Source organism: Streptomyces sp. CG4, assembly GCF_041080655.1.
GTDB lineage: Bacteria > Actinomycetota > Actinomycetes > Streptomycetales > Streptomycetaceae > Streptomyces.
This window is the reverse complement of sequence record NZ_CP163525.1, coordinates 4,279,926-4,295,871: the sequence shown is the minus strand read 5'-3', so window position 1 is coordinate 4,295,871 and position 15,946 is coordinate 4,279,926. Positions and strand designations below refer to the sequence as shown.

The 15,946-nt window shown below is 70.6% G+C and carries 16 protein-coding genes; 6 read left to right on the top strand and 10 right to left on the bottom strand.

Annotated elements, in window-relative coordinates:
• Positions 1 to 17: 17 nt before the first annotated feature.
• Together AB5L52_RS19545 and AB5L52_RS19540 are read right to left on the bottom strand one after the other, a co-directional pair.
• Positions 18 to 3,107, bottom strand: coding sequence for an NACHT domain-containing NTPase (locus AB5L52_RS19545; RefSeq protein ID WP_369365278.1), 3,090 nt, complete (start codon positions 3,105 to 3,107; stop codon positions 18 to 20).
• Positions 3,108 to 3,164: 57 nt separating this feature from the next.
• Complete coding sequence (locus AB5L52_RS19540) at positions 3,165 to 3,794, bottom strand: HAD family acid phosphatase (RefSeq protein WP_369365276.1); 630 nt, start codon at positions 3,792 to 3,794, stop codon at positions 3,165 to 3,167.
• Between the two features lie 455 nt (positions 3,795 to 4,249).
• Here AB5L52_RS19540 and AB5L52_RS19535 point away from each other — a divergent pair, with 455 nt between their 5' ends.
• The gene (locus AB5L52_RS19535) at positions 4,250 to 4,801 is read left to right on the top strand and encodes a M23 family metallopeptidase (protein ID WP_369365274.1); all 552 of its coding nucleotides are present in this window, start codon (positions 4,250 to 4,252) and stop codon (positions 4,799 to 4,801) included.
• Between the two features lie 44 nt (positions 4,802 to 4,845).
• Here AB5L52_RS19535 and AB5L52_RS19530 read toward each other — a convergent pair whose 3' ends face one another.
• Positions 4,846 to 5,442: a TetR/AcrR family transcriptional regulator gene (locus AB5L52_RS19530; RefSeq protein WP_351031641.1), complete on the bottom strand. Its 597-nt coding sequence runs from the start codon at positions 5,440 to 5,442 to the stop codon at positions 4,846 to 4,848.
• Positions 5,443 to 5,567: 125 nt separating this feature from the next.
• On the opposite strand from AB5L52_RS19530, the gene AB5L52_RS19525 reads away from it, so the two are divergent.
• The 3 genes from AB5L52_RS19525 (at position 5,568) to AB5L52_RS19515 (ending at position 8,286) form a co-directional block, all read left to right on the top strand.
• On the top strand, positions 5,568 to 7,187 hold the full coding sequence (locus AB5L52_RS19525; protein WP_351031639.1) for an MDR family MFS transporter: 1,620 nt from the start codon (positions 5,568 to 5,570) through the stop codon (positions 7,185 to 7,187).
• A gap of 149 nt (positions 7,188 to 7,336) precedes the next feature.
• Positions 7,337 to 7,843, top strand: a complete 507-nt coding sequence (locus AB5L52_RS19520) for a helix-turn-helix transcriptional regulator (protein WP_351577492.1) — start codon at positions 7,337 to 7,339, stop codon at positions 7,841 to 7,843.
• Complete coding sequence (locus AB5L52_RS19515) at positions 7,840 to 8,286, top strand: VOC family protein (protein WP_351031634.1); 447 nt, start codon at positions 7,840 to 7,842, stop codon at positions 8,284 to 8,286. Before AB5L52_RS19520 ends, AB5L52_RS19515 begins: the two co-directional genes overlap by 4 nt.
• A gap of 160 nt (positions 8,287 to 8,446) precedes the next feature.
• Here AB5L52_RS19515 and AB5L52_RS19510 read toward each other — a convergent pair whose 3' ends face one another.
• On the bottom strand, positions 8,447 to 9,199 hold the full coding sequence (locus AB5L52_RS19510; RefSeq protein WP_351031633.1) for an SDR family oxidoreductase: 753 nt from the start codon (positions 9,197 to 9,199) through the stop codon (positions 8,447 to 8,449).
• A 173-nt stretch (positions 9,200 to 9,372) separates the two neighbouring features.
• Here AB5L52_RS19510 and AB5L52_RS19505 point away from each other — a divergent pair, with 173 nt between their 5' ends.
• A complete protein-coding gene (locus AB5L52_RS19505) occupies positions 9,373 to 9,954 on the top strand; it encodes a TetR/AcrR family transcriptional regulator (RefSeq protein ID WP_369365270.1) in 582 nt (193 codons plus the stop codon).
• Positions 9,955 to 9,958: 4 nt separating this feature from the next.
• On the opposite strand, the gene cseC is transcribed toward AB5L52_RS19505, so the two are convergent.
• From cseC to AB5L52_RS19480, 5 genes are all read right to left on the bottom strand, one after another.
• A complete protein-coding gene (gene cseC / locus AB5L52_RS19500; RefSeq protein WP_351031629.1) occupies positions 9,959 to 11,314 on the bottom strand; it encodes a two-component system sensor histidine kinase CseC in 1,356 nt (451 codons plus the stop codon).
• Between the two features lie 12 nt (positions 11,315 to 11,326).
• Positions 11,327 to 12,031, bottom strand: a complete 705-nt coding sequence (gene cseB, locus AB5L52_RS19495) for a two-component system response regulator CseB (protein WP_351031626.1) — start codon at positions 12,029 to 12,031, stop codon at positions 11,327 to 11,329.
• Between the two features lie 34 nt (positions 12,032 to 12,065).
• Positions 12,066 to 12,716 (bottom strand): hypothetical protein, encoded by a 651-nt coding sequence (locus AB5L52_RS19490; RefSeq protein ID WP_351031623.1) that lies wholly within the window; start codon positions 12,714 to 12,716, stop codon positions 12,066 to 12,068.
• Positions 12,704 to 13,243, bottom strand: coding sequence for a SigE family RNA polymerase sigma factor (locus tag AB5L52_RS19485; RefSeq protein WP_030751823.1), 540 nt, complete (start codon positions 13,241 to 13,243; stop codon positions 12,704 to 12,706). Before AB5L52_RS19485 ends, AB5L52_RS19490 begins: the two co-directional genes overlap by 13 nt.
• 271 nt (positions 13,244 to 13,514) lie before the next feature.
• A complete protein-coding gene (locus AB5L52_RS19480; RefSeq protein WP_369365266.1) occupies positions 13,515 to 14,390 on the bottom strand; it encodes an A/G-specific adenine glycosylase in 876 nt (291 codons plus the stop codon).
• A 179-nt stretch (positions 14,391 to 14,569) separates the two neighbouring features.
• On the opposite strand from AB5L52_RS19480, the gene AB5L52_RS19475 reads away from it, so the two are divergent.
• Positions 14,570 to 15,367, top strand: coding sequence for a hypothetical protein (locus AB5L52_RS19475; RefSeq protein ID WP_351766824.1), 798 nt, complete (start codon positions 14,570 to 14,572; stop codon positions 15,365 to 15,367).
• Positions 15,368 to 15,422: 55 nt separating this feature from the next.
• Here the strand turns inward: AB5L52_RS19475 and AB5L52_RS19470 are convergent, their stop codons facing one another.
• Entirely contained in the window at positions 15,423 to 15,869 is a 447-nt protein-coding gene (locus AB5L52_RS19470) for an RICIN domain-containing protein (RefSeq protein WP_351031617.1), read from the bottom strand.
• Positions 15,870 to 15,946: the final 77 nt, after the last annotated feature.

Below are 15,946 nucleotides of genomic sequence, written 5' to 3'. Positions count from 1 at the left end.
CGCCGTACCCGTTGGGCTCAGAGGGCCCAGGGGCGGGGCCGCGGAGCCACCACGTCGGCGCCCGGGAAGTGGGCCGCGTAGGCAGACGCGTCCAGCGCCGTCGGCTGCTTCGGAAGGAGCCGGACGGTGCGGACGTTGGGGCACAGCCGGGCCAGCGGTGACAGGTCCGCCCCGGCCTCCACCTCCGTGACGTGGAGAAGCCTGACGCCGGACAGTTCGGGGGCTTCGGCGCAGTGAGCCGCGGCAGGCGCGGGAACGCAGAGCCAGGTGAGCTCGGGCAGCGCGGCGAGTTCCGACCAGGCGCCGGGGCCGGCGTACCGGACTCCGCCCCGCAGGTCCACCTGGTCCAGCGTCGCCCAGTGGCTCAGGCCGCGCAGACCGCCCGTCGCGAGAACTCCGGCGTCCAGGCCCAGCGTGGTCAGCGGCGCGTCACGGGGCAGTGTCCGCAGGTCGACGGGCAGCTCGCTCAGCAGCCAGAGGTGCCGCAAGGTGCTCAGGCGATCGAGGCCGGAGACGGCGCCGAGCCGATACAGGGACAACTCGCGCAGTCCCAGGTCCGCCAGGGACGAGACATCGCTCACCAGCGGGCATTCCGCAATGCTCAAGGTGCTGAGGGAGCGGAGGGCGGTGAGCGGGCGTAGATCATCGAGCAACGGATTCTCCGCCAGGCTGAGCTTCTCCACGCCCTCCGGCAGCGCCTCCAGGATGTCCGCGAGTTCATGGGCCCCATCGATGATCAGCTGGGTCCGGTGGCCGATCCGGGGGAGGGCGCGCAGAGCCTCGGGTGTGGAGACGGAGACGAAGAAGTCCGAGGAGTCCATATGGGCCAGGACCTCGTCGGCGTAAGCGACCTCGTCGAACCGCTCCCAGGCCCGCGCCAGCGTGATCCGTACCCGATCCGAGACATCCCCCGCGAACCGGGCCAGCACTGGCACCGCCGCATCCGTGCCCACTAGGGCCGCCGTGGCCGTAACCGCCTCGGCCTCCTCTTCGGTCAGGTCCTCCGGGCCCGGCAGCAGCTCCAGGACCAGGGGACCGGCCTCGGCCAGTTCCCTGGCCTCCTCCGCCGTGCGGGGTGGCAGCAGCGCACGCGCCAGGTCTTCGGCCTGCTGCCGCACCGCCGGGTCCAGTTCCGTCGCGTGTTCCAGGCAGGCCATCGCCAGCAGGTGAGCCCGCTTGTCGGGGACGGACGTCAACAGGCCGAGGAGTTCGGCCCGTTCGCGAGGGCGGGCCTGGGCCACGGCCATGCGGATCACGTCCGCCCACTGGTCGTCGGCGGCGTGCTCGCCGAGCAGGCCGAAGTCGCCCGCTTCCACGGCCGCTCGGGCGCCGAGGTAGTCCTGGAAGGTGCGGTGGACGAAGTGGAGGGTGTCCGGGGTGGGGGTCAGCAGCAGGCCCGTGCGGACGAGGAAGTGGTCCAGTACGGCGGCGGCGCCCCCCAGCGCCGACGCCGCCGGCACCGCCGGGAGGGATGCGGCGATGATGCTCTCCGCCCGGTCGCGGTCCATCTCCGTACGACCGTTGCGGATGAGCCAGTACGCGAGGCGCTGCAGCAACTGGAGTTGGGGTTCCTCGCTCAGCTCCGGCACCGCCATGTCGCGCTCGCGGTCCCGGCGGGTCAGCAGCATGGAGAGGGCGGACTCGTACAACTCCTTGCGGCCGTACGGCAGATAGCCGCGCCGGTCGCGGTGCAGGGCGCAGATCAGGCCGCACATCAGGGGGTTGGTGGCGAGCCTGCCCAGGTCCGGTTTGGTGCGTACGGCGTCCAGGAGTTGCCTCTCGTAGGCGGCGAGCTGCTCGTCCTCCTCCGCGTCCCCGCTCGTCGCGGCCCGGTGCCAGCGCCGGATGAACGAGGCGACGTCCGAGGGGCTCATCGCGGCGAGCACCAGCTCGGTGAAGCCGTCGTCGGCGAGCCAGTCGTCGCCCACGGCCGAGGGGCGGGAGGTGACCAGCCAGCGGTTGCGGGGGAACGCCTCGACGAGATCGCGCAGCCAGGCGCGGGCCCGTACCCGTTCCGGCTCCGGCACCTCGTCCAGCCCGTCGACCAGCACGAGAGCGCGTCCGGCTGTCAGCACCCGGTGCTCCCAGCCGGCCGGCTGCGCCCCGGCGAGCGGGCAGCCGATGGCGGCCAGGAACCTCGCGGGATCGGGGAGGCGTTCACCGTGCCGGGTGACGGTGCGCAGCGGCAGCACGAACGGGACGCGGCCGGCGAGATGCGCCATACGGCCGGTCGGCCCGGTCGCGGCTGATACGGCGAGCCACTGGATCAGCGTGGTCTTCCCCGAGCCCGCGACGCCGCGCAGCAGCACCCGGTCGTGGCCGGCCAGTGCCTCGTCGGCGGGGGCGGTGACCGCGCCCGCGGGTGGCAGCCCGAGCCACGAGGCGTACGGCTGGTCCCCGCGCCCGACCGCCTCCAGGCTGAGATACGCGGCGTCCAGCGGCCAGCGGCCCGGCGAGTTGCTGAGGTCGATGCCGTAGATCGTGAGCTTGCCGTGTCTCCGTGCGAGGTAGTCCAGGTACCGGATCTCGAATCCGATGTCCTGGGCCTGCGGGCTGGGCACGCGGGCCAGTAGTTCCTGGACGTCGGCGCCCGTCCTGGCCTGGGCCCGGCTCTGCTCGACGGCGGTGCGGGCCACGAAGGTGGAGCGGCGGGTGAAGAACTCCAGGATCTCGCCGCAGGCCCACTCGGCGGCCGTGTCGAGGAAGAGTCCGGCGTCGGCGGACAGCCCGTCGGACCCGGGCGCCGCCTGCTTGAGCTGCCGGGCCAGCGCGGACTCACCCAGCCGTACGGCCTGGACGTCGTCCATGTCGAGTCCGCCGAGGGCGAGCAGCCTGCGGGTCAGAGCCTCGGTGACGGCTTCCCGCTCGGCGGTCGGGAAGGGCGGCTCGCCCGGAGTGTCCAGTGCCCGGCCGGTCAGGTGGGCGGCGAGCTTGCGCAGTTCCTTCTCGCCGAGGCCGCGTGTCTCGCCCCGTAAGGACACGAGGTCCGTCAGCCGCAAGGGCTTCGGGACGAGCCCCGCGCCGGGGCCGTCCGCCGGGACCAGCTTCCTCAGCAGCGAGACGACCAGCGTGGACGCCAGCTTCCCGCCGATCGCGGCAGGCTCCATCCGCCACCCCCGTAGTCGCAGGATCAGACGGAGCCTAGCCGCGGGTCCGAACCGGCGTCAGGACAACTGCCCGTTGTAGTCCGGCAGTTTGAAGGTCTTCTCGGCGTGGCCGCCGGAGAGGTCGGTGGCGCTGTTGCCGATGTTCGCGATGATCGTGTAGCCCCTGTTCTCGATGTCGACGCGCTGGGCGGTCTTGTAGGCGGCGACGTCCTTGAAGAGGTCGAACAGGTTGCGGACGTAGAGGCCGGAGACGTCGTAGCCGTCGTGTTCGAGGTTGTACTCGGTGGGCAGGTAGATGATGCCGGGGCGGGCCGTGACGAAGAAGAGCGAGACGCCGTGCTCCTGGGCGTACTTCGCGACGTTCAGGACGGGCTTGTTGGCCGGCTGCGGGTAGCTGAAGCCGAAGTCGGTCTCCAGCGTGGTGTTGTCGATGTCGAAGACGATCGCCTGCTTCTCGCCGGGCCCGGCGGCGGCGATGCGCTGCTTCAGATACGGCAGGGCCTGGTCCATCACCGTCTGGCAGTCCTTCTGCCAGGTCGCGTAGTCCACCTTCGCGGAAGAGGCGGTGGCGGTCGCGGCGGCGGTGCCGCTCGCGGTCGCGGCCTGGGCCGGGGCGGCCAGCGCCGCGAGGGCGGCCACGGAGACGGCGGTGGCGGATATGCGGCGAGCCCAGGGGCCTCTGGTCATCGGTGGGGTTCCTCTCACGTCCGTACACGCGGCTGCAATGTCAGGGGCATGATCCGAGGCGAGGGTGGCGCGAGGGGAACCGTAGGGTTACTGGACGGTAGGTCGCCGGAGGTGTGCATCACATTTCCGCGATGCGGGTTTGGGCGGCCGGTGATAAGCCGCACAGGCGATATATTCCTTACTAACCTGGATAGTGGTATTCGGTACGCAGGCAAAGAGGCGGCAAAAGAGAACTTTCGGACTGGGACCACCCGCGAAAGAAGGCCGTCGGCAGCGGGGGTGCCCGGCCGGCCGGGGTGCTGTCAAGGAGTCAATGGTTTCGCGGTCATCTACTACCGGACGCCGTAGAAGGGCCGTTTTGGGGCGGGCGGAGTGCTGGGCTACCAAGGGATGGCCACTCGGCGGAACGTCCGTTCGCCGGGTGGCGGTTCTGTCCCCGAATCCACGAGGTCTTGATGTTCCAGCGCGCCACGTCCCGTTCTTCCCGTACGCCCTCGCTCCGCACCCGCGTGGCCGTCCTGGCCGCCGGAATCGGCGCCTCGGCCGTACTGGGGACCGGGGCCGCGAGCGCCGCGGCGCCTTCCGCCGCCTCCTGGGTCGACCCGGTGAAGAAGTACACGCTCTCGGCGAGCTTCATGCAGGCCGGAGCCATGTGGCAGGCCAAGCACAGCGGCCAGGACTTCGCCGTGCCGACCGGCACCGAAGTGGTCGCCACGCACGGCGGCACCGTCGTCAAGGCCGGCCCGAACGGCGCCGGCGACGGTCCCGCGCACGGCAACGCCGTCGTCGTCAAGCACGGCAACGGCACCTACTCGCAGTACGCGCACCTGTCCCGGATCGACGTCAAGGCCGGCCAGATCGTCAAGACCGGCCAGCGCATCGGCCTGGCCGGCTCCACCGGCAACTCCAGCGGCCCCCACCTGCACTTCGAGATCCGTACGACCCCGCACTACGGCTCCGCCGTCGACCCGGTCGCGTTCCTGCGCGCCAAGGGCGTGACCTTCTGAGCCGCCTCCCGGGCTGAGCCGGCTCCCGGTCCTGGCGCATCACGCTAGTTCTCGCCGGCGTGTTCGTGTGCCTGGGTGACCAGGTCCAGGGCGACTTCGAGGACGGCCTCGCGACGCTCCTCGAAGTCGCTCTCCAGGTCCTGCATCACGAACATGCCCGCGTGCAGGGTGAACATCGCGCTGACGCAGCGGACCTGGTCGATCAGCGGCGCCTCCGGGTCGATGAAGATGTCCCGCATGCCGCGCATCCGGTCCTTGAAGGTGTCGCCGATGCGCAGGTCCCGGACCGTGCCCTGGTTGTCGTGCATGAAGCGGAAGAACGGCTCGGCGTCGGCGAGGATGCGGCTGTAGCGCCGTACCATCTCCTGCTTGGTCTGCAGGGCGTGCGGCTGGCTGCGGCCCCACTCGATCAGCTCTTCGATCGGCTTCGTCACGTCCTCGAAGAGGCTGACGACGATCTCTTCCTTCGTCTTGAAGTGGTAGTACAGGGCCGCCTTCGTGACGTCGAGACGCTCGGCGATCTCGCGCAGAGAGGTCTTGTCGTAGCCCTGCTCCGCGAAGAGTTCGAGCGCCACGTCCTGAATGCGCTGGCGGGTGTTGCCGCGGCGCTGCTGCTTGGTGCCGTCCATGGTGACGCCCATCCTCGTACTCCTTGCGCTTCCGCGGAAACTTACTTGACGCCCGGCTAGTAGCAGGTCTACCTTCCCGAGTGTACTGAACTAGCCGGGCGACAAGTAAGTGGAAGTCGCAGGGGGAGTGGGAAGAGATGGCGGACACGGTCGACAGGGTCACGGAGCGCGAACAGGAGGCCCAGCAAGGGGCCGAACAGGGCGCCCAACAAGAGGCCCAGCAAAGGGCCCAGCAGGGGGCCCAACAGGAGGGCGAACAGCCGAGGAGCGTGCGGGTGGTCGTGCTCGCGCTCATGATCGCGATGATGCTCGCCATGCTCGACAACATGATCGTGGGTACGGCGATGCCGACGATCGTGGGCGAGCTGGGCGGCCTGGAGCACCTGTCCTGGGTGGTCACCGGCTACACCCTGGCCACCGCGGCCTCCACCCCGATCTGGGGCAAGCTCGGTGACATGTACGGGCGCAAGGGCGCCTTCCTCACCTCCATCGTGATCTTCCTGATCGGCTCGGCCCTCAGCGGTATGGCCCAGAACATGGGCGAACTCATCGGCTTCCGGGCCGTGCAGGGCCTCGGCGCCGGCGGTCTGATGGTCGGCGTCATGGCGATCATCGGCGATCTGATCCCGCCGCGGGAGCGCGGCAAGTACACCGGCATGATGGCCGGCGTCATGGCCCTGGCGATGATCGGCGGCCCGCTGGTCGGCGGCACCATCACCGACAACTGGGGCTGGCGCTGGTCCTTCTACATCAACCTGCCGCTGGGCGTCGTGGCCCTGGCGCTGGTCAGCGCCGTGCTGCACCTGCCCAAGAAGCGGGCGCGGGCACGCATCGACTACCTGGGCGTCGCGCTGCTGACCGTCGGCATCACCTCGATCGTGCTGGTCACCACCTGGGGCGGCACCCAGTACGCCTGGACCTCCGCGCGGATCATGGAGCTGATCGGCATCGGCGTCGCCGCGCTGATCGGGTTCGTGTTCTGGCAGACCAGGGCCGTCGAGCCGGTGCTGCCGCTGCACATGTTCAAGAGCCGCAACTTCACCCTGATGTCGGTCATCGGCTTCATCACCGGCTTCGTGATGTTCGGCGCCACGCTCTATCTGCCGCTGTACCAGCAGTCGGTGCAGGGCGCCTCCGCCACCAACTCCGGTCTGCTGCTCCTGCCGATGCTCGGCGCGATGCTCGTGACCTCGATGGTCGCGGGCCGGGTCACCACCAACAGCGGCCGTTACAAGATCTTCCCGATCGCCGGCGGCGCGCTGATGATCGCCGGGCTGTATCTGCTGTCGCTGATGGACACGGACACCACCCGCTTGACCTCGGGCATCTACATGGCCGTGCTGGGCCTGGGCATGGGCTGCCTGATGCAGATCACCATGCTGGTGGCGCAGAACAGCGTGGAGATGAAGGACATGGGCGTGGCCTCCTCGTCATCGACCCTGTTCCGTACGCTCGGCTCCTCCTTCGGTGTCGCCATCATGGGCGCGCTGTTCAACGACCGGGTCAAGCACGTCATGGCCGAGCGGGCCGGCGCGCTGGGCAAGGGCGTCACCGAGAAGTCCGCCCAGCTGGACGCGAAGCACCTCAAGATGCTGCCGGCCCCGCTCCGGGACGCGTACCAGTACGCGGTGTCCGCCGGTATCCACTCGGCGTTCCTGCTGGGCGCGGTGGTCGCGGTGATCGTGCTGGCCGCGGCGGTGTTCGTGAAGGAGGTTCCGCTGCGGAGCGGGCCGCAGAAGCCCGCGGCGGACGGCTAGGATGCCGCGCCGGTAGCTGTGGTCGAGGCCGTCCGAGCCGCCGGGCGCGGGCCTGCCCGAACGGAAGACCCCGGGTCGGTGTCCGCCCCCGGGGTCTTCGTTTTCGCTGGTCGGAGCCGTTGTCAGTGCTCCGTGTCACCATCGGCTGCATGGACAAGGTGCGGCGGCTGCGGCTGGCCAAGGACGCCATGGACCGGGACTGGGCGGACCCCGGTCTCGATCTGGACGCGGTGGCCGCCTGTGCCGGGTACTCGCGGTATCACTTCCTGCGCGCCTTCAAGGACGTCTACGGCGAGACGCCCGGCCAGTATCTGACCCACCGGCGGATCGAGCGGGCCGAGGAGATGCTGCGCTGCGCCAACCTCACCGTGACCGAGATCTGCACGCTCGTCGGCTTCAGCAGCCTCGGCACGTTCTCCGCCCGCTTCAAGGCCCGCACCGGACTCACCCCGAGCGAGTACCGCGCCCGGCACGTGGGCCGCGGCGCCTCCCTGATACCCGGCTGCTACGCCATGCTCTGGGCCGGCGGCTTCAGTACCGCAAGATCGGAGAAGCGCTCCGGGGCCGGCCCTGCCTACGGTGGCGAAGGAGGGTCCGCCCCGGCGGACAGCACCGCCAGCGCCGTCAGCAACGCCGACAGGAGAGCAGAGCCATGATCAAGGGGCTTGCCATCACGACCGTCTGGGTCCTGGACCAGGACCGGGCCAAGGAGTTCTACACCGAGAAGCTGGGCCTGGAGGTCCGTACGGACATGACGATGGGGGAGGGCGGTATGCGCTGGCTCACCGTCGGCGCCCCCGGCCAGCCCGACGTGGAGCTGACGCTCATGGTGCCGGGGCCGCCGGCCATGGACCCCGAGTCCGCCGAGATGATGCGGAAGCTCGTCGCCAAGGGGGCGCTCGGCGCCGGTGTGCTCGCGACGGACGACATCCACGGGGACTACAAGAAGCTGAAGGAGCGCGGAGTGGAGTTCCTCCAGGAACCGCAGGAGCGGCCCTACGGCACGGAGGCGCTGTTCCGGGACGACTCCGGGAACTGGTTCTCCTTCACGCAGCGACGGCAGGGCGGCCTGGACTTGGAGCGGGACTGGGCCTGCTGAGCACGTCCGCCTCGGGCGCCGTCGGCCGAACGCCCCATAACTCGGGGCGCGTTGTGGTCCCGCGGCCGCGGGCCGAGGCGGGTTGGTCGCTCCCCCAGCGCGGCGGAGCCGCATATCGGTACAGCCCCGCGCCCCTGGGGAGTTGCAGTGCCGCGTGCCTTCAGCGCCCTGTGGCCAGCGTCGCGCCCCCCGTCGCCTCCAGTACCACGCCGGTCACGAAGCCGTTGGCCGCCAGCATGTGGATCGCGCGGGCGATGTCCTCCGGGCGGCCGACGCGGCCGACGGGGGTGATCGCAGCGAAGCCGTCGAAGAGCGTCCGGCGCTGTTCGGCCGGTACGCCCTGCCACCAGGGCGTGTCGACGACGCCGGGCGAGACCGCGTTGACGCGGAGCGGGGCCAGTTCCACGGCCAGGGGCGGGACCATCGCCTCCAGGGCGCCGTTGATCGCGGCGAGGCCGGCGGTGCCCGGCAGGGCGGCGCGGGCGGAGGCGGCGGTCACCAGCGTCACCGAGCCGTCGCGGCGCAGGGCGGGCAGAGCCGCCTGGAGTACCTGGACGTGCGGCCAGAACTTGCCGTCGAAGCCCGCCGCCAGCTCGGTCAGGTCCAGTTCGGCGAAGGGGCCGCCGCCCTTGGCGCCGCTGAGCGCGACGACCAGGTGGTCGACAGGCCCGGAGCCCGCGAAGAAGGCGTCCGCCGCGGCGCGGTCCGCCCCGTCCAGCCGGTATGTCGAGACCTTGCCGCCGATCCGGTCGGCCGCGGCGTCGAGGCGGTCCTGGTCGCGGCCGGTGATGACCACCTCCGCTCCGTCCGCCGCGAAGAACGCGGCCGCCGCCTCGCCGATGCCGGAGCTGCCGCCCATCACGACGACGCGCTGTCCGGCGAGGGCGTGCACAGGGCTGTTCGCAGTACTCATGAGTGGCTCTCTCCTGCTCTTTGCCGTCTTTCCGGCTCTTGCCCGAGGAATCGCCGGGTTCCGGCTGTGCGTTTTGTCGAGAACGCCGGTCTCGTTAAAGTTTACCGAGACCGATAGTCTCGTCAAGGTGTTTCGGGCACCGCAAGCCGCCGGGACTCGGAGAGGATGGGCTCGTGCACGACAGCAACGAACCTCGCCCGCACACCGGCCGCCGCCGTAACGAGGCGGCGCGCCGGGCGATCCTCGACGCCGCGCTGGAACTGCTCGCCGACGCCGACGGCGCCCCGGTGAGCGTGGAGACCATCGCGCGGGCGGCCGGGGTCGGAAAACAGACCCTCTACCGCTGGTGGCCCTCGAAGGGCGCGGTGCTGCTGGACGCGCTCACCGACCGGGCTGCCCAGGACGTGCCCTCGCCGGACACCGGAAACCTCCGCGAGGATCTGCGGGAATGGGCGGTCGCCACCTTCGAGGCCTCCCAGCGGCGGCCGTCCGCGCCCGCCCTGCGCACCCTCGTCCGGGAAGCGGCCCGGGACGCGCATCTGGCCGAGCTGATGCGGGTGTTCACGCAGTCCCGGAGGGCCGCCGTACGAGAAGTGCTCGAACGGGGCCGGGAGCGGGGGGAACTGGCCGCCGACCGGGATCTGGATCTGCTCGTCGACCAGTTCTACGGGTTCTTCTGGTACCGCTTCCTGCTCGGCCACGCTCCGCTCGACGAGGCCGCCGCCGACCGGCTCACGGACTCGCTCCTCCGGTAGCGGATCAGGAAGCGCCCCCCGACAACGGCAGCATCGGGTAGCTGCCCGTGTTGGTCGGGGCGTGTTCCGGGAGCCAGAGCACGGCCACCGCGCCCTCCGCGGGGATCTCGGCAGGGGCTCCGGCGGGGCGTACGTTGCGGAACGTCAGCCGGGCGCCGAGCACCCGGGCCTGGCCCGCCGCGATGGTCAGGCCCAGCCCATGGCCCGTACCGGCGCGGTCCATGCTGCCGGTGCGGAAGCGGCTCGGCCCCTCGGCGAGCAGCTCCTCCGGGAAGCCGGGACCGTGGTCGCGGACCCGGATCACCCGGCCCTCGACGGTCACCTCGATCGGCGGCCGGCCGTGCCGGGCGGCGTTGGCGAGCAGGTTGAACAGCACCCGCTCCAGCCGGCGCGGGTCGGTCGTGACCTCCGACTCGTGCACCACCCGTACGGTGATCTCCGGGTCCTTGGCCGCCACCCGCCGCGTGACGAACTCGCCCAGCATGATGTCCTGCAGCTCGGCCCGCTCCGTGGAGCTGTCCAGGCGGGCCACCTCCAGCACGTCCTCGACGAGCGTGCGCATCGCCTTCGCCCGGTCCAGGACGAGCTCGGTCGGGCGGCCCGGGGGCAGCAGTTCGGCGGCCGTCAGCAGGCCCGTCACCGGAGTGCGCAGCTCGTGCGCGATGTCGGCGGTGACCCGCCGCTCGGCCTCCAGGCGCTGCCGCAGCGCGTCCGCCATGGCGTCCACCGCGCGCGCGAGATCGTCGGTCTCGTCCCGTACGACACCGCCGATGGCCTCCCGCACCCGGACGTCGGTCTCGCCCTTGGCGACCTGGTTCGCGGCGGCCGCCGCCTTGCGCAGCCGCCGGGACAGCTGCCCGCCGATCAGCACGCCGAGCGCGCTGCCGCCGAACACGACGGCGACGGACCCAATGACGAGTGCCTGGTCGAGGTCCTTGAGCACATCGGTGGAACGCTCCGGCATATGGCCGTGCACGGACAGCACGCGCCCGTCCTTGGTCGGCACGGCCGCCCAGATGTCCGGCACTCCGCCGGTGTCGATGACGTCACTCGCCTTGCGTCCCTGCTCGACCTTGTCGCGCACGGCATCCGGCAGCTCGGGGTCGTCGAGCTTGACGTTGGGGAAGTTGGGCCGCCGGTTCAGGTCGTAGTTGCGCTGCGCGATCTGGACGCGCTGATTGGCGAGGTCACGTGCGTTGTCGAGCATCGAGACCCGGGCCGCGTTGTGCACGACCAGGCTCAGCGTGATCGTCACCAGCCCGGCCACCAGCGCGATCGCCGCGCTGAGCTTCCATCTGAGGCCGGTGTGCAGGCCCGCGCGCTCCATGCGCCGGACCGGATACCGAAGGATCCCCCGCATACCGCGCCTCGCTCAGGCCTTCAACTTGTAGCCGAAGCCACGGACCGTCTCGATACGGTCCTGGCCGATCTTCTGCCGCAGCCGCTGCACATGCACGTCGACGACTCGGGTGTCTCCGCCCCAGCCGTAGTCCCAGACGCGCTCCAGCAGCTTGTCGCGCGAGAGCACGGTACCCGGCGCCGAGGAGAATTCGAGCAGTAGCCGCATCTCGGTCGGGGTGAGCGCGACCGGCGCTCCGGCCCGGCGCACCTCCATGCCCTCGGTGTCGATCTCCAGGTCCCCGAAGGTGAGCACGGCACCGGTCACCGGCTCCTCGGCGGTCTCGGTCCGGTCGCTGCCGCCCGCGTGCCCGAAGCGGCGCAGCACGGCCCGGATCCGCGCGACCAGCACGGCTCCGTCGAAGGGCTTGGTCACATAGTCGTCGGCGCCTGCCTCCAGGCCGAGGACGACGTCGATGCTGTCGGCGCGCGCCGACAGCATGATCACCGGCACGGTCGACTCGTCCCGGATGCGCCGGCACAGGCTGACGCCGTCCAGGCCGGGGACCATGACGTCCAGCAGAGCGATGTCGGGGCGGTTGGCCCGGAACGCCTCCAGGCCCGACAGACCGTCGGGCATGGCGGTGACCGCGAAGCCGTCCCGCTCCAGGGCGAGCTGGGTGGCCTCACGAATGACGTCGTCGTCCTCGACGAACAGGACGTGGGTCTGTTCTGCCATCCCTGTGCTCTCAGTCCTCGTGGTGTGTGGGGGTTCAGTTGTCCTGCGCGGTCGCCGTGTCGCCGCCATTCTTGCTGTAGTCGGTCTCGTGGCTGCTGACCTGGGTGAATCGGCCCGCCTTCCACCTGTACGTGATGACGGTCTCCCGGGACGGGTTCGACACCGGGTCGTCCCTCTCGTACACCTGTTTGGTCACGGTCAGGTCGCTGCCGTCGATCTCCGCGTAGACCGGCGACTCCTCCGCCTTGAAGACATTCTTGTACGTGCCCTCGACGTCCCGGTACACATACGTGCCGATACCCACCAGGTCACCGCAGCTGGAGATGTTGACGAGGATGTCGTTGACCGGTCCGCCGGTCAGATAGCCGTAGGAGACGTCGACCGGGTAGCCGTCGGCGCCGCACGGCTTCAGCTCGCGCTTGACCGCCGCGGAGACCTCCGGGTCCTTCTTGATCAGCGAGACCGCGTCCACCCGTCGGTAGCCGGTCGACGGGCTCGGCGTCGGGGAGGCGACGGCTCCCGCGACCGCCGACGCATGAGCCGGACCCTCGTCCCGGGCGCCGGTGCCCCCCGTGCCGCACGCGGCGATGAAAAGGGCGACGGCGGCGAGCACGGCCCCCGCCGCGATCACCGCCTGTGAACTGCCTCGGGCCCGATCGGGCCCGGCCCCGGTCAGGCCGCGCAACGCTCCCGCTCCTCACGCTCCAGCGCGCGTGCGTCCAGATCGCGGGCCTCCAGCTCCTCACGGAGCCGGGCGAGCGCTCGGTGCAGCGTGCTCTTGACCGTACCGGCCGACATACCGAGTGCCGCGGCCGTCTCCTCTGTGGACATCTGCTCCCAGTGTCGCAGCACCACGACGCTGCGCTGCTTCGGTGCGAGCACCTTCATGACGTCCATCAGCAGAGCCCGGTCGGCGTGCTGCTCGGTGGAGTCGTCCACGGACGCGTCCGGCAGCTGCTCGGTCGGGACCTCCTCCAGCTTGCGCGCCCGCCACCACTCCGTACGGGTGTTGATCATGACACGGCGCAAATAGGCGTCGGCCAGCCGCTTGTCGGCGATGCCCTCCCAGCGGCCGTACGTGCGCACCAGTGCCGTCTGCAGCAGGTCCTGTGCGTCGACCGGGTCCGGCACCAGTCGGCGGGCGCTGCGCAGCAGCGCGTCCTGCCGTGTGCGGACGTACTCCTCGAATTCGAGCACCTCGCCCTGCGCCATGATCAACCGCCTCCGTTCCCCGCCGCTCCGGCCCCGTGCCTGAAGTCCTGCGTCCCCGTGTCCGGTGGTCTCCCGGGCACGAACAAGAAGCTACGGAGCTGTTGTCACGGCGTTGTCCGAACCAGCCTTCGGCTAGCAATCGGCTATCCGTCGGTTGTGTAACGACCGTGGAAGCGGGGTAGGAAGGAGGGTCGATATATCCCTTTCTGTAGGCCTTTGTCAGGCTAAGGGCTCCGTAACAGAGCCCCCCAGGCTGTGACTTGGCTGTCCGTCAGCTCAGCGGCAGTCGATACAGACCGCCCGGCAGCGGCTCCACCAAGCCGTCCGTGACAAGCCCGTCGAGCGCGCGGGCGCGCTGCACCGGCTCGTGCCACACCCGGTCCAGCACCGCCTGCGGCACCGGCGCGTGCGCCTCCCGCAACACCGACAGCAGCTTGCCGCGCACCTGCCGGTCCGTACCCGCGTACGTCTGACCCCGGCGAGGCGGCCCCGCGTGCGCCGGCTTGCCGGCCAGCCGCCAGGCGCACTGCGCGGCGATCGGGCACTGCCCGCACCCCTCGTTCTTCGCCGTGCACACCAGCGCGCCCAGCTCCATGGAGGCGGCGGCCCAGCGCGCGGCCGTCGGCTCGTCCTCGGGCAGCAGCTCGCGGGCGAGGCGCCGCTCGGCGGCCGTCGTCGCGTTCGGCGGGTACTGCACCCCCGTCACCGCCCGCGCGAAGACCCGGCGCACGTTCGTGTCCAGCACCGCATGCCGCTGCCCGTACGCGAACGACGCCACCGCGGCGGCCGTGTACTCGCCGATGCCGGGCAGCGCCAGCAGCTGCCCGTGATCCGTCGGTACGTCCCCGCCGTGCCGCTCCGTTATGGCTACGGCGGCTCCGTGCAGCCTGAGCGCGCGGCGCGGGTAGCCGAGCCGGCCCCAGGCGCGCACCGCCTCGCCCGGCGCCTCCTTGGCGAGGTCGGCCGGGCGTGGCCAGCGGGCCAGCCACTCCTCATAGACGGGCAGCACCCGGCTGACCGGGGTCTGCTGCAGCATGAACTCGCTGACCATCACACCCCACGGGCCCGCCTCCGGGCGGCGCCAGGGGAGGTCGCGGGCGTGGGCGTGGAACCAGGCGATCACGGGGGTGTGCAGCTTCTCAGTCATGGCCTTCCGATCCTCCCACGGCTCGGCGTCCATGACGGTGACGGCGCGGTCACCCAGCGTCGCGATCTACGAAGGGCCGCGTCGCTGACGGCAGTTACCGGGATGATGATCCGGAAAAGTTGCCGCCCGGGCGGCGGGTGACGCAAGCAAGCACGGGGATCTCTCGTACAGTTTGGGCCGTGGGATCTCTGCGCAATCCGGTCGGGCCGCTTCCCTCCTCCATCTACTGGCGCAGGAGGGTCGTACTGCTGTCCGTGGTCGCCCTGTTGACGCTGGTGGTCACGTGGATCGCGACCTCCGGCGGCGGGGGCGGCAAGAAGAACACCGGCGCGTCCAACGGCAAGAATCCCGCGCATACCATCACGCCGGGCCCGTCCGCGTCCGGGCCCGCGATCAGTCAACACCCGGGCGGACGCGACGAGTCGAGCGGCGGGGACTCCAGCGGGAGCGGTTCCGGCGGCTCGGGCGCAGGCTCCTCCGGGTCCGGTGATGGCTCGGGTGGCTCCGGTCCGGGCTCCGGCGGCGGCAACGTCGGTACGGGCGACACGCTCCCGGCGTCCTCCGCACTCCCCAACTGCACCTCCTCCGCAGTGACGTTGAGCCTGAGCAGCCTGCACAACTCCTACTCGCCGGACCAGACGCCGGCCTTCGAACTCACCGCGAAGAACGGCTCGTCCGCCGACTGCAAGGTCGATCTCGGGCCCAGGAGCACGGTGTTGACCATCACGTCGGCCGACGGCGGCAAGGCGTTCTGGTCCTCGGCCGACTGCCCTCAGAGCCAGGGGAGCCTGGTGTTCCGGGTGCCGGCAGGCCAGAGCATCACGTACACCGTGAAGTGGGACCGCAGGCCGAGTGCTCCGCAGTGTGCGACGCCCACGCCCTCCGCGCGTTCGGCGGCGGCGGGTACGTATCTGCTGGAGGCGAAGGCGCCGGGGTTCGGGAACGTGCGGACGTCGTTCGTGCTGTCGGCCGACTGACGCCGGTTCCCTGGGGCACCGGCGCGGCCGGGGTGCCGCACGTACGAGCTGTGGATCAGCTCCAGCGCTGGCGCGGGGCGCCCGCGTCCGCCTCGGTGTGGACCTGCCCGTCGATCCCCACCTCCAGGACGCGCCCGGTGGCCTTGTCCTTCAGGCGCCAGCCCGAGGAGTCCTGGATCTCGTACCACTTCTGGTAGTCGCCGCCGTTGCACGCGCCGATGTACACGTCACCCCGGCTGTTGCTGTCGAGGCACTTCCGGTCGATGTCGTGCCTCATGGTGTAGGTGCCGTCGGACTGCTTGTTCTCGAACCACTTGCTGGTCGGGCCGATGGCGGACGTCGTACGGACCCTGTAGTTGAAGTACGCGAGATACTTGCCGTTGCTCTCGTTCCTCCAGCTGACGCCGCTGTCGGCGGCGAACGCCGGGCCGGTGCCCACGAGGGTCAGCACCGGGGCGAGGACCGCCGAGGCGGCGCAGACACCGATGAGGCGCTTCTTCATGGAGCTCCCCCTGCATAGTTCGAAATTAAATCGAACATCATGGTCGGGGTCACGCTATCCCCGCGTGATCACCTCGT

Bases quoted from the DNA above. Each gene is read 5' to 3' on its own strand.
- AB5L52_RS19545 (WP_369365278.1), bottom strand. From the start codon at position 3,107: ATGGAGCCTGCCGCGATCGGCGGGAAGCTGGCGTCCACGCTGGTCGTC.
- AB5L52_RS19540 (WP_369365276.1), bottom strand. From the start codon at position 3,794: ATGACCAGAGGCCCCTGGGCTCGCCGCATATCCGCCACCGCCGTCTCC.
- AB5L52_RS19535 (WP_369365274.1), top strand. From the start codon at position 4,250: ATGTTCCAGCGCGCCACGTCCCGTTCTTCCCGTACGCCCTCGCTCCGC.
- AB5L52_RS19530 (WP_351031641.1), bottom strand. From the start codon at position 5,442: ATGGGCGTCACCATGGACGGCACCAAGCAGCAGCGCCGCGGCAACACC.
- AB5L52_RS19525 (WP_351031639.1), top strand. From the start codon at position 5,568: ATGGCGGACACGGTCGACAGGGTCACGGAGCGCGAACAGGAGGCCCAG.
- AB5L52_RS19520 (WP_351577492.1), top strand. From the start codon at position 7,337: ATGGACAAGGTGCGGCGGCTGCGGCTGGCCAAGGACGCCATGGACCGG.
- AB5L52_RS19515 (WP_351031634.1), top strand. From the start codon at position 7,840: ATGATCAAGGGGCTTGCCATCACGACCGTCTGGGTCCTGGACCAGGAC.
- AB5L52_RS19510 (WP_351031633.1), bottom strand. From the start codon at position 9,199: ATGAGTACTGCGAACAGCCCTGTGCACGCCCTCGCCGGACAGCGCGTC.
- cseC (WP_351031629.1), bottom strand. From the start codon at position 11,314: ATGCGGGGGATCCTTCGGTATCCGGTCCGGCGCATGGAGCGCGCGGGC.
- cseB (WP_351031626.1), bottom strand. From the start codon at position 12,031: ATGGCAGAACAGACCCACGTCCTGTTCGTCGAGGACGACGACGTCATT.
- AB5L52_RS19485 (WP_030751823.1), bottom strand. From the start codon at position 13,243: ATGGCGCAGGGCGAGGTGCTCGAATTCGAGGAGTACGTCCGCACACGG.
- AB5L52_RS19480 (WP_369365266.1), bottom strand. From the start codon at position 14,390: ATGACTGAGAAGCTGCACACCCCCGTGATCGCCTGGTTCCACGCCCAC.
- AB5L52_RS19470 (WP_351031617.1), bottom strand. From the start codon at position 15,869: ATGAAGAAGCGCCTCATCGGTGTCTGCGCCGCCTCGGCGGTCCTCGCC.